Genomic DNA, 11,976 nt, shown 5'->3' on the forward strand with positions numbered 1-11,976 from the left:
CCCGCTGCTGATCGTCTTCATCTTCGCCCAGCGCCGAATAATCTCAGGCATCACGGGTGGGGCGGTCAAGTAGCGCCGTTCACGGCGAGCCGCAGGTTTGGACCCACGCATAACTCCTGCATAACGGTGGTGCGGGGCTGATGGGCACCGGAATCACGGCATCCGCGGCGGATCCCGGAAATTCTGCAGGGGTTACGCAGGCGATTGCCGAGAGGTCGCGCGGAACGGGGAGTCGAAGGCTAAGGCCCAGACCGGTCGCGGCGCGAACCGACGCGCCTAGCGGTGATTGGGGTCGTTCTCCTGGGCGTTCGGCATGTTGCGCAGGCTCGGCACACGGGGCGGTGCCGGCCGGCCGCCGCGCCTGAGGGTGAGCGAGACGATGAGCAGCACGGCCGTCGGCCAGTACGGGAAGCTCCAGATGAAAGTGCTGACCAAATACAGTGTGGCGGCGGCAAACATCACCCAAGACATCCAGCGAAGGACCGTCGTGAGCCGCCCTAACTTGACCATTCTTCGATGCTACGCCGCCCGCGGTCACGGGGCTATAGGCATCCCGTCATCGGGTGACCGCCGCCGGAAGCAGTTCGGCGAGCAGGGCCTGGATGCGCCGCCTGATCTCGTCGCGGATGGGACGCACCTCGTCGATGCCCTTGCCGGCCGGGTCGGCCAGGTCCCAGTCCTCGTAGCGCTTGCCGGGAAAGATGGGGCAGACGTCGCCGCAGCCCATCGTGATCACGATGTCCGACTCCTTGACCTGTTCGGTGGTCATCAGCTGCGGCACGGCCTGGGAGATGTCGATGCCCTCCTCCGCCATCGCCGCGATGGCGACGGGATTGATCTGATCACCCGGCTCTGAGCCGCCCGATCGGACCTCGACCGCACCGTGCGACAGGGCCTTCATGTAGCCGGCGGCCATCTGCGATCGGCCCGCATTGTGGATGCAGACGAAGAGAACCGTGGGTGTGGTGGGCATGAGTGCAGTCTTCATCAATACATCGACGGTTGTCAATGTTTATGCCACGATGGTGGCATGCCCGTCGCCGAACTCCTCCCGCTCACCGACATCTCGGCCTGCTGTGCGCCGTTGACTCGCGCGGCGATCGCGCCCGACCACGCTGAGAGCCTGTCGCGCTCGCTCAAGGCCCTCGCCGACCCGGCGCGTCTGCGGCTCATCTCGATGGTGGCCGCGCACGAGGGCGCCGAGGCCTGCGTCTGCGACCTCACCGAGCCGCTCGGGCTCAGCCAGCCCACCGTCTCCCACCACCTCAGGGTGCTCGTCGACGCGGGCTATCTGTCCCGCACCAAGCGCGGCACCTGGGCCTATTACCGCCTCGTCCCCGGATCGCTCGACTCGGTCGCCGGGCTGCTCGCGACGGTGTAACCCCGCACCCACGGGACGGAACGGCCCGCAACTATCCCCATTCCGGGCCGTGAGCGCCTAGACGACGCCGCGGTGGCGAACGGCCGGTTAACGCCTGAGCGCATTCCTCCGGCGGATGCCTACGACGCCCAGGAGCACGAGGCCCGATGCGAACGCGCCGAGGGCCAGCATCAGCGGCCCGCCGGCATCCACGCCCGTGGCGGCGAGCTCTGGGTCGACCGGCGCCGCGTCGGCCGGCGGAATCGGAATGACCGCCCCGGAGACCGCGTTGAACGTGACCGTCTGGGAGAGCACGGCGGGATCCGAGCCGACGCGCGCCGCGAGCGCATACGTCGCGGCCGAGGTGGACGTCAGCGTGATGACGCAGGTGCCGTCTGCTGCGGTCGTGCAGCCGATGGCGGACGCGGGGACACCGCCCGGAACGGTGAAGACGACGGGAACCCCGGCCACCGGGGCGTGAGTGTCGTCTCGGACGGTCACGGTGGCGGTCGCCGTCGCGGTGCCGTCGGCGACGACCACGGTCGGGGTGAGAGCCAGGTCGGACTCGGCCGCGGAGATCTCCCTGGCGGCGTAGCCGTTCCAGGATGCGGCGAATCCCGTGGCCCCCGCGTAGTAGTACAGGGTGGGGCCGCCTCCCGAAAAGGACCCCGCGGTGCCCATCGGCGTAAACGTCGTCGGTGCGGCACCGGCGAAGATCACGGAGGTGAGCACGTTCGACTCCGTCGTGTTGTCGGCGAAGGTGTTGTTGCCGATGCTGGTGACGGAGGCGGGGATCGTCAGTGAGGTCAGGTAATTGCCCCTGAAGGAATTGTTGCCGAGGGCGGTGACGGAATCGCCGAAGGTCACCGAGGTCAGAAGGTTGTTGTAAAACGCGTAGGTGCCGATGGTGACGACCGAGTCGGGGATGACGATGGAGGTCAGGACATCACCCCGGAAGGCGTTGTCGCCGATGGTCACGACCGAATCGGGGATGGTCACCGAGGTCAGCTGCGATGGGAGGAAATTGCCCCGGAACGCATTGACGGCGATGGCGGTCACGGCGAAGTCGGTGCCGCCGACGGAGAGGACGGCGGGGATGTCGACGACGGTCTTGCCTCCGACGTAACCGGTGATGGTGGCGGTGCTTCCGCTGAGGGTATAGGTGAAGTCCGTCGCCGGATCGGCGGCGACCGCGGGGCTGGCGGCGAACAGCGTGCCGGCGGTGATGAGCATCACTGCCGCGGCACGGAAGGGGATGTGAGGCATGGCGGCTACGACTCCTGGATCGATCAGATTCCGGTCCCCACATGAAGGATGGGTCGCAGCGGGTCTGGCCAGCTTATCGTCGTCAACGGAGCCGCCTGTCAGAATCGAACTGACGACCTTCTCATTACGAGTGAGATGCTCTACCGACTGAGCTAAGGCGGCGTGCACCGGCACCGCCGGGTGGCACAGCATGAAAGCTTAGCGGATCATGCGGCCTTCGCCGGCCCCAGGATGCGACCCAGTTCGTCGAAGGAATCACGCAGCCGTTCGCTCAGCGGGACCACGCCGTCGGCATCCGCCCAGCAGGTCCAGGCGTGCCGCATGGCGCCGAAGGCGACGAGCGTGATGAGTCTCGCCCTGCTCACGAGTGCTTCCGGGTCGCGGGCGAGTTTCGGGTCGTCGAGGGCGAGGCGCTCGGCGACGATGTCGCGAAGCTGGTCCTCGAAGGCGCGCATCGCCTCCATCCTCAGGGCGAAGAGCTGCGGATGCTGCTTGAGGAGCGTCCGGCGCAACTGCAGGAGCTCGGTGTCCTCCGAGGTGCTGTCGGAGGAGCTGCCCAGCAGGTCGCCGAGACCGTCGAGCACGGTCGTACCGCGGGAGGCCCCGCTGATGAACAGCGCGCGCTCCTCCCCCGACGGCAGCTCGGGGCCGTCCCCGACGAGGGCGCGCTCCTTCGAGGCGAAGTAGTTGAAGAAGGTGCGGGGGGACACATCCGCGACCCGGCTGATCTCGTCGACCGTGACCTTGTCGAGGCCCCGCTCCGCGGCCAGCGCGACCGCCGCCATCTCGATGGCCCTGCGGGTCGCGAGACGCTTGCGCTCGCGCAGGCCGGATGACTCGTGGTCGATGCTCATGAGGGAATTATTGCATTCGCTGCAATCTTGCACAATTCACGGTCGGCGGATGCTCAGCAGCGGGGATCCCTGCTCGGCACGGTTCCCTTGATGAAGAAGTTGTCCACCGCGTTGTTCACGCAGGAGTTCGACTTGTTGTATGCGGTGTGACCCTCGCCCGTGTAGGTCACCAGATGACCGTTCGTGAGCTCCTTGGCGAGGTTCTTCGCCCAGACATACGGGGTCGCCGGGTCGTTGGTCGTGCCGACGACGACGATCGGCGCCGAGCCGTCCGCCGCGATCGCGACCCTGTCGCGCGTGGAGGGGAACGGCCAGTTCGCGCAGGACGTGTCGTAGGCCAGTTGCGGACCGAGCACCGGGGCGGCCTTCGTCAGCTTCGCGGCATCCGCCCTGAGGGAGGCGATCGAGTCATCCGACCGATAGTCGAGACAGTTGATCGCGATGAAGGCCTCTGTCGAGTTGTCCTTGTAGGTGCCGTCGGCGTTCCGCCCGTAATAGCTGTCGGCGAGCTCGAAGGCGACCTCGGTCTTGCCCTGCATGACGGAGGTGAAGAGCTGGCTGAGATACGGCCAGCTGCTCCTGTCGTAGAGCGGGAAGATGATGGCGTTGAACATGACCGCGCTGCCCAGCTCGCGGCCGTCGGCACCGCGCAGGGGACTCGCGTCGAGGCTGTCCAGCAGCGAACGGATCGTCGTCATCGCGGCATCCACGGAACCCGAGAACGGACAATTCTTCCCGGTCTCGCAGTCCGCGATGTAGGCGCGCAACGCGCTCTCGAATCCCTTGGCCTGGGTCTCGCTGACGTCGAAGCTGGTCGTCGCCGGGTCGAGGGCTCCATCGAGGACGAGATGGCCGGTCTTCTTCGGGTAGAGCCCCGCGTAGGTCGCCCCGAGCAGGGTGCCGTAGGAATAGCCGAGGTAGTTGAGCTTCTTATCGCCGAGCACGGCCCGCAGCAGGTCGAGGTCGCGGGCGGCGCTGACCGTGTCGACGAAGCCGAGCAGCGGGCCGGTGTATTTGAGGCAGTCCTGACCGAACTTCTGGTTGCTCGCCGACTGCTCGGCGATCCAGGCATCCGAGCCGATCGGATCCGGCGGGATGCTGAACAGGAAGGCATCCATGTCCGCGGGGTCCTGATAGCACTTGACCGCCGACGACCGATTGACTCCCCTCGGGTCGAACCCGACGATGTCGTAGCTCTGCTGAAGCTTCGAGTCGACGGCGTAGGAGAGGCTGTCCTTGATGAAGTCGTAGCCGGATCCGCCGGGGCCGCCCGGGTTGACCAGCAGCGAGCCCAGCCTGGTTCCGGTGGCCGTCTTGCGGATGAGCGCGAGGTGGATCGAGGCGGTGGCCGGGTTATTCCAGTCCATCGGCGCCGTCGCCGTCGCGCACTGGAAGTCACCGCCCTGGCAGCTCTTCCAGTGCAGCACCTGGCTGTAGAAGGGCTTCAGATCGGCCGCGACCTTCTCGTTCACGGGAGTGGAGGTCGCGGCCGGCGCTTTCGGGATGAACGACGAGACGCATCCGCTGAGCGGTACGACGAGCGCGAGCGTCGCGGCGACGATGGCGAGACGCAGTGTTCGGCGGCGAGTGGGCATTGGTCCCCTTGGTGGGCTGTGGGTATCGTGTCGGCTCAGCGGGCGGCCGAGATGAGCATGGCTTCGAGGGCGAGCGTCGGGGCGACGTTGCCGTCGATCCGCTTCCTCGCCGTCGTTATGGCATCCATCGTGGCGAGCGTCGCCGCGGCGGTCGAGGCCTCGCTGGCGGCGACCAGCTCCGGCCGGATCGCGAGGTTGATCGGCTCCGTCGGAACCCCGAGCTGCAGCAGCAGCACGTCGCGGTAGAGCGACAGCAGGTCCACCATGATCCGGTCGATGCCGTCGCGCAGGCTCCTCGTCGCGCGTCGCTTCTGGTCCTCCTCGAGGCTTCGGAGCTGTGCGCGCAGGGCGGGGGGTATCGTGCCACCCGGCTCGATGCCGAGGGAGCGCAGGGCGCTCTCCCGCTCCTCCGCGTCCCGCTCCTCGGTGATCGCCTTGGCGTCCTCCCCGGCGAGCTCGAGCAGCTGGGAGGCGGCGACCACCGCACCGGAGACGCTGCGGATGCCGAGCGCGATCTCGAGCGTCCTCCGGCGTCTGCGCCGCGCATCCTCGTTCGTCGCCAGGCGGTGGGCCATGCCGATGTGGCTCTGCGCCTCGCGTGCCGCCCGTGTCGCGGTGGCGAGGTCGACGCCGTCGCGGCGGGAGATCAGGTCGGCGACCTCATCGACATCCGGAATCCGGAGCCGCACGGTGCGCACGCGGGAGCGGATGGTGGGGATGAGGTCCGCCTCGCTCGGCGCGCACAGGATCCAAACCGTGCGCGGTGGCGGTTCCTCGAGGGCCTTGAGCAGCACGTTGGAGGTGCGCTCGGCCATCCGGTCGGCATCCTCGATCACCATCACCCGGTACCGGGCCACCGACGGCGAGAACTGGGAGCTCGCGACGAGCTTGCGCACGTCCTCCATCTTGATGATGACGCCCTCGGTGCTGAGGACCGCGAGGTCCGGATGCGTTCGCGCGGCCACCTGACGTCTGGTCGCTTCGTCGTCCTCGACGCCTCCGGGGCTCAGGAGCGCCGTGGCGAAGGCGTAGGCGAGGTTGGAGCGGCCGGAGCCGGGTGGCCCGGTGATGAGCCAGGAATGCGTCATGGCCGAGTTCGCAATGGGGGCCGCCGCGAGGCTCGAGTCGGCCGCGGCGGCACGAAAGATCGCGATGGCCTCCGACTGGCCCGTCAACTCGTCCCACACCGACATGGCATCAAGCCTAAGCGGAGGTGCCGACGCCGCAGGCCCGCCCGTTGCTCCATCTCGACGTCGCGGTGTTTCGTCGACGGCGCGGCTGTAGGTAGCCGGCGCGCTGTCGACAACACACCGCGCGGTCACCAGGGATGCGCGGTCACCGGGGATGCGCGGTCACCGGGGATGCGCGAGCACGGGTCCGTGGTGCAGGGCCGGGCGCGTCAGAGCGAGGACAGCAGGGTGGCGACCCGGGCACGCACGGCCGCGGCGATCGACTCGATGGAGTCGGTGGCGTTCAGCAGCAGGAAGCGTGCCGGTTCGGCCGCCGCAAGGTCGAGGTAGGAGGCCCGCACCCTCGCGTGAAAGTCGCGTTCCTCCGCCTCGAGACGGTCGTACTTGGTGCGGGCCTCGTCGAGCCGCTCGCGCCCGATGGTCTCGTCCAGGTCGAGCAGGATGGTCAGATCCGGCATGAATTCTTCCGCGGCCCACAGCGAGATGCCCCGCACCTCATCCGCGTCGAGCACCCGCCCGGCACCCTGATAGGCGACGGATGAGTCGAGATACCGGTCCTGGATCACGATCTCGCCGCGCTCGACCGCCGGTCGCACCTTCGTGGCGATGTTCTGGGCACGGTCGGCGGCGTAGATGAGCGCCTCCGCGCGCGGGGCGATGTGTCCGCGACGGTGCAGGACCATCTCACGCAGCTCGAGACCCAGCTCCGTTCCGCCCGGCTCGCGCGACCGGACGACGGTATGCCCGGCATCCGTCAGCCAAGTCGAGAGCAGCTGCGCCTGGGTCGACTTACCGGAGCCGTCCCCGCCCTCGAAGGTGATGAAGAGGCCGGACACCGCCTACTTCTTCACTGCCGGCTTCTTGGCGGCCGGCTTTCTCTTTGCCGGGGCCTTCGCCTTCGGCTTCGCCGGGGCCTTCGCCCGCTTGTCGGCGAGCAGCTGCACGGCTCGGTCGAAGTCGATCTCCTCGATCGTCTCTCCCCGCGGAATCGTCGCATTGGTGATGCCGTCGGTGACGTAGGCACCGAAGCGCCCGTCCTTGATGCGGATCGGCTTGCCGCTCTCCGGGTCCGCCTCGAACTCCTTCAGCGCACTGGACGCCCGACGGGCCCCGTACTTGGGCTGGGCGTACAGCTCGAGCGCCCCCGGCAGGTCGATCTCGAAGATCTGATCCTCGTCGGTGAGCGAACGGGTGTCCGCACCCTTTTTCAGGTAGGGGCCGAACTTGCCGTTCTGGGCGGTGATGTCCTCGCCGGTCTCCGGATCCTGGCCGACCACTCGGGGCAGGCTGAGCAGACGCAGCGCCGTATCGAGGTCGACCGTCGCGAGATCCATCGACTTGAAGATGGATGCCGTGCGCGGCTTGACCACCGCGGCCTTCTTCGGTGCGGCCTTCTTCTTCGCCGCCGGCTCCAGCACCTCGCCGGTCGCCGGGTCCGCGACCACGGACGCATCCGCCGTCGCGGAAGCGGTCGCCGGGATGGTCGACTCCTCCGGCTCCGGCTCAACCTCGGTCACGTAGGGCCCGAAGCGCCCGTCCTTGGCGACGATCTTCCTGCCGTTCTCGGGGTTCACGCCGATAACGCGGTCGACCACGACGGGCGCGTCGATGAGCTCCTGCGCCTTCGCGACGGTGAGCTCGTCGGGGGCGAGCTCCGGCGGGATGTTCACCCGACGGGGGGTGCCTTCGGTCTCCGTCGGGTCGACGACCTCGAGGTAGGGGCCGTACTTTCCGATGCGGAGGGTGATCTCGTCGTTCAGCTTGATCGAGTTGATGCTCTTGGCGTCGATGTCGCCGAGATTGTCGATGACCTCGCGCAGACCGCGATGCGAATCGTTGCCGAAGTAGAAGCCGTTGAGCCAGCCGACCCTGTCCTCCGTACCGCCGGCGATGCGGTCGAGGTCGTCCTCCATGCCCGCGGTGAAGTCGTACTGCACCAGGTCGCCGAAGAAGTCCTCGAGGAGCCGCACGACCGAGAACGCGATCCAGTTCGGAACGAGTGCCGTGCCCCTCGGCGTCACGTAGCCGCGGTCGATGATGGTCGAGATGATCGACGCATACGTGGACGGACGCCCGATGCCGAGCTCCTCCAGCGTCTTGACCAGGCTCGCCTCGGTGTATCGCGGCGGCGCGCTGGTCTCGTGGCCCTTGGCCTCGACATCCGCGACCGTGAGCGTCTGCCCGACCGTCAGGGGCGGCAGCTTGGCCTCCACCGGCTCGGCGACCGCATTGCGGTCCTCGTCGCGACTCTCCTCGTACGCCTGCAGGAATCCGCGGAAGGTGATGACCGTGCCGCTCGCGGCGAACTCGGCCATGGTCGATCCCTGGACCGGGCCCGCCGTGATGACGACGGATGCCGTGGAGCCCTTCGCGTCCGCCATCTGGGAGGCGACGGTGCGCTTCCAGATCAGGTCGTACAGCTTCCAGTCGTTGCCGCGGAGCACACCCTCCAACTGCGCCGGCGTGCGGAAGGTGTCGCCCGCCGGGCGGATCGCCTCGTGCGCCTCCTGCGCGTTTTTGCTCTTGCTCGCGTAGACCCGCGGCTTCTCCGAGACGCTCTCCGCGCCGTAGAGGGAGCTCGCCTGCGAGCGTGCCGCGGTCACCGCCTGCTGCGAGAGGTTGAGCGAGTCGGTACGCATATAGGTGATGTACCCGTTCTCGTACAGCCCCTGGGCGACGCTCATCGTCTGCCGCGCGGAGAAGCGGAGCTTGCGGGCCGCCTCCTGCTGCAGGGTCGAGGTGCTGAACGGCGCCGCGGGACGCCGGGTGTACGGCTTCGAATCGACGGAGGAGACGACGACGGAGACCTCGGGGTCGCGAAGCGCGTTCGCCAGGGCGGTGGCCGCCTGCTCGTCGAGGGCGATGGCATCCGGTTTGCCGTTGGTGGACGCCTTGAGCACACCCTTGTCGTCGAAGTCGCGCCCGGTGGCGACCCGGACGCCGTCGAGCCGGGCAAGGCGGGATTCGAAGGCCGTCGAGTCGCCGGATGCCGCCAGCAGCGCGGTGAGGTCCCAGTAGCTGGCGGCGACGAAGGCCAGTCGTTCCCTCTCGCGGTCCACAACGAGGCGGGTGGCCGCGGACTGCACGCGGCCGGCGGATAGGCCGGGGCCGATCTTGCGCCAGAGCACCGGGGAGACCTCGTACCCGTAGAGGCGGTCGAGGATGCGCCGGGTCTCCTGAGCGTCGACCAGGGCGGTGTCGATGTCCCGGGTGTTGTCTCTCGCCCGCTGGATCGCCTCCTTGGTGATCTCGTGGAACACCATGCGCTTGACCGGGACCTTCGGCTTGAGCTCCTCGAGGAGATGCCAGGCGATGGCCTCACCCTCGCGGTCCTCATCAGTTGCGAGATAGAGCTCGTCGGCACCCTTGAGCGCTCGCTTGAGCTCGGCGACCGTCTTCTTCTTCTGGTCGGAGACCACGTAATAGGGGAGAAACCCGTTCTCGACGTCGATGGAGAACTTACCGAGCGACCCCTTCTTGAGCTCTGGTGGCAGGTTTTTGGGCTCGATGAGGTCGCGGATGTGACCAACGGAGGCGAGAACCTCGTAACCGTCTCCCAGGTACTGGGCAATCGTCTTCGCCTTCGCGGGCGACTCGACTATGACCAGCTTCTTCGTGCCTGGCACCTGACTCCTTGCGTCTGCGGCGGTAGCCGCGAATGAATACAAACCTCGCTCAGCCTAAGGTTGCAGCGCTGATGCTACGCACCGCCGAGCACGATGTCGGGCCGCATACCCGACACGCACACCATACACACAGAAACAACCAGCGCTCCTATTTCACTCCCGAACCGGCTGGCCCCGCGGTCGCGGATGCCGTCGCCGTGAGCCCGAACACGGGCACGGAGACCCGCACGGTGACCACGAGCTCCTCCACTGAGCAGCCGCCGATGGTCGCGCCGTTCGCGGTCGCCAGCGACGCGGCGGCATCGCAGGGAGCGCCCGGGAGGATGCCGACCGCCGTGTCCGCAGCGGCGAGCGCTGCGGCATCCGCGGCATTCGCCGCCTGTCGTTTGGCGGACAGCGCGAGAGAGACCGGAACGGACAGCGACGCGACCGCGAGCACCGCCGCGATGACGGCGACCGCGAGGATCGAACCGGAGCCGCGATCGTCTCTCATGGCCCGGCCGCGGCGCAGCTCGATGCGGCGAGCCCGATCGAGCCGAGAAGGCCGCCGGCGATCGCGGCGGGGATCTCTGCACGCACGCAGACGATTCCCTCGCGCCGCTGGGTCGCCAGCCGGGCACCGGGAACGATCTGGCTCGCGATGTCGAGCCCGTCCCCGCGCGAGGCAGCCCTCGCGGCGTTCGCCGCGGCATCCTGGAGCCGAAGCTGCTCGCCCGCGAGCTGCATGCCGCCAAGGCAGCAGACCAGGACGAGCATCACGGCGGGGACGACCGCGGCGAACTCGGCGGTCACACTGCCGCGCTCAGCCCGCGAAGGTGAGTGCACGGTGCACCAGGTCGGTCAGCAGGCCGCGCACCTCGTCACTACGCATGATCGCGACGAGCAGGCCGGCAAAGCCGACCGCCGCCATCGTGGCGATCGCGTATTCCGCGGTGGCCGCACCCTCGTCGTCGGACAACAGTCGCTTCATGGTTGTGTTCCTTTCGGGTTGGTGATGACCATCGTCGCCTCTGCCTCGGATCGGGGCGTGGCGCCGATCGAAATCGGTGCACTTCGCTAGAAGGACGCCACTGTTGACGAGATGACCGCGATGAGCAGCGGCGCGACACCGAGCACCATGAAGGCGGGCAGGATGCACAGCCCGAGCGGCAGCATGAGGGTGACGGCGAGCTTCGCCGCCTTCCGCTCCCCCTCGCTGCGGGCACGGCGGCGCGTCTCCTCCGCCTCGCTGCGCAGCAGGGTCGCTGCGGGCACCCCGGCTCGGCGCGAGAGCTCGAGCACCTCGTCGAGCGCCGCCTCCGCCTCCTCCTCGGGAAGGCCGCAGTGCCGCCGCGCCTCCGCCACGGCGGCACGGGCGCGGGGAATGGATGCGCCGCCCGACACCGCGATCGCCATGAGATCGAAGCCGAGGCCGGGGGTGAGCCGCCTCGGCCGGGCCGAGCGGATGAGCCGGCCGTTCCACCAGCGCGCCGCCAGCATCAGCGCGCCGCCGACCGCCAGACAGGCCAGACCCGGCGGGGTTCCGAACAGGATGCCCAGGGTGTCGAAGCCGAGGGCGAGACCGAACAGCACCCCGATGATCGGCAGCACCATCACCATGCGTGCCGTGGCGGCGGGCGCGGCGAGGGCGGTCCGCAGGTCGCGCTGGTTCTGCGCGAGCGATCGCAGCGACGTGGCGAAGCCGGCGAGGGTGGGGGCGAGCGGGGCGCCGGCCTCCGTCGCCACCTGCCAGGCCGCGGCGAGACCGCGCCAGGCATCAGAGGCATCGGAGTCGGAGGGAGATCGCGACCGGACGCGCTCGACCGACGAGACGACCTCGACGATCGCCGACACGATGCTCTCACCCCGCTCCGCCGCGGCGGCGATGGACCGCAGCCGGGGCGCCTCGCCTCCCTGGGCCAGCTCGGCCAGATGCACCCAGCCGGAGACCGGAGTGACGCCCGCGGCGAGCAGCACCCCGAGCCGTTGCACGATCGAGGCGAGGGGATCGAGGTCCAGCGAAGCCCTAGCCATCCGTCGCCTCCACCATCCGCAGCCGGTCCCGGTCGTCGAGCTCGAAGCGGCCGCTCTGCACGAGCCGCCGGA

General features: G+C 68.5%; 13 protein-coding genes and 1 tRNA gene. 1 reads left to right on the forward strand and 13 read right to left on the reverse strand.

Going from position 1 to position 11,976, the window contains the following annotated elements:
* Positions 1 to 276 precede the first annotated feature (276 nt).
* Entirely contained in the window at positions 277 to 435 is a 159-nt protein-coding gene (locus tag VGC18_RS05120; RefSeq protein WP_331094908.1) for a hypothetical protein, read from the reverse strand.
* Positions 436 to 556: 121 nt separating this feature from the next.
* Positions 557 to 973: an arsenate reductase ArsC gene (locus VGC18_RS05125; RefSeq protein WP_331094910.1), complete on the reverse strand. Its 417-nt coding sequence runs from the start codon at positions 971 to 973 to the stop codon at positions 557 to 559.
* Between the two features lie 57 nt (positions 974 to 1,030).
* Between VGC18_RS05125 and VGC18_RS05130 the strand changes: the two genes are divergently transcribed.
* Positions 1,031 to 1,381 carry a metalloregulator ArsR/SmtB family transcription factor gene (locus VGC18_RS05130; protein ID WP_331094912.1) on the forward strand — a complete coding sequence of 117 codons (351 nt, stop codon included), beginning with the start codon at positions 1,031 to 1,033 and terminating at the stop codon, positions 1,379 to 1,381.
* 87 nt (positions 1,382 to 1,468) lie between these two features.
* Here the strand turns inward: VGC18_RS05130 and VGC18_RS05135 are convergent, their stop codons facing one another.
* From VGC18_RS05135 to VGC18_RS05185, 11 genes are all read right to left on the reverse strand, one after another.
* The gene (locus VGC18_RS05135) at positions 1,469 to 2,626 is read right to left on the reverse strand and encodes a leucine-rich repeat protein (protein ID WP_331094914.1); all 1,158 of its coding nucleotides are present in this window, start codon (positions 2,624 to 2,626) and stop codon (positions 1,469 to 1,471) included.
* A gap of 89 nt (positions 2,627 to 2,715) precedes the next feature.
* Positions 2,716 to 2,788 (reverse strand) — tRNA-Thr (locus VGC18_RS05140).
* Positions 2,789 to 2,832: 44 nt separating this feature from the next.
* Entirely contained in the window at positions 2,833 to 3,480 is a 648-nt protein-coding gene (locus VGC18_RS05145) for a helix-turn-helix domain-containing protein (RefSeq protein WP_331094916.1), read from the reverse strand.
* A 53-nt stretch (positions 3,481 to 3,533) separates the two neighbouring features.
* Positions 3,534 to 5,075, reverse strand: coding sequence for an alpha/beta hydrolase (locus VGC18_RS05150; RefSeq protein WP_331094918.1), 1,542 nt, complete (start codon positions 5,073 to 5,075; stop codon positions 3,534 to 3,536).
* 35 nt (positions 5,076 to 5,110) lie between these two features.
* Positions 5,111 to 6,268, reverse strand: coding sequence for a DNA polymerase III subunit delta' (locus VGC18_RS05155; protein WP_331094920.1), 1,158 nt, complete (start codon positions 6,266 to 6,268; stop codon positions 5,111 to 5,113).
* A 206-nt stretch (positions 6,269 to 6,474) separates the two neighbouring features.
* The gene (gene tmk / locus VGC18_RS05160; protein WP_331094922.1) at positions 6,475 to 7,101 is read right to left on the reverse strand and encodes a dTMP kinase; all 627 of its coding nucleotides are present in this window, start codon (positions 7,099 to 7,101) and stop codon (positions 6,475 to 6,477) included.
* A gap of 3 nt (positions 7,102 to 7,104) precedes the next feature.
* On the reverse strand, positions 7,105 to 9,891 hold the full coding sequence (gene topA, locus VGC18_RS05165; RefSeq protein WP_331094924.1) for a type I DNA topoisomerase: 2,787 nt from the start codon (positions 9,889 to 9,891) through the stop codon (positions 7,105 to 7,107).
* Between the two features lie 148 nt (positions 9,892 to 10,039).
* The gene (locus VGC18_RS05170; RefSeq protein ID WP_331094926.1) at positions 10,040 to 10,384 is read right to left on the reverse strand and encodes an Rv3654c family TadE-like protein; all 345 of its coding nucleotides are present in this window, start codon (positions 10,382 to 10,384) and stop codon (positions 10,040 to 10,042) included.
* Positions 10,381 to 10,683 (reverse strand): TadE family type IV pilus minor pilin, encoded by a 303-nt coding sequence (locus VGC18_RS05175; RefSeq protein ID WP_331094928.1) that lies wholly within the window; start codon positions 10,681 to 10,683, stop codon positions 10,381 to 10,383. Before VGC18_RS05175 ends, VGC18_RS05170 begins: the two co-directional genes overlap by 4 nt.
* A gap of 10 nt (positions 10,684 to 10,693) precedes the next feature.
* Positions 10,694 to 10,861 (reverse strand): DUF4244 domain-containing protein, encoded by a 168-nt coding sequence (locus VGC18_RS05180; protein ID WP_331094930.1) that lies wholly within the window; start codon positions 10,859 to 10,861, stop codon positions 10,694 to 10,696.
* 86 nt (positions 10,862 to 10,947) lie between these two features.
* A complete protein-coding gene (locus VGC18_RS05185) occupies positions 10,948 to 11,904 on the reverse strand; it encodes a type II secretion system F family protein (RefSeq protein WP_331094932.1) in 957 nt (318 codons plus the stop codon).
* Positions 11,905 to 11,976 lie beyond the last annotated feature (72 nt).

This window comes from Lacisediminihabitans sp. (genome assembly GCF_036404185.1).
Classification (GTDB): domain Bacteria; phylum Actinomycetota; class Actinomycetes; order Actinomycetales; family Microbacteriaceae; genus Lacisediminihabitans.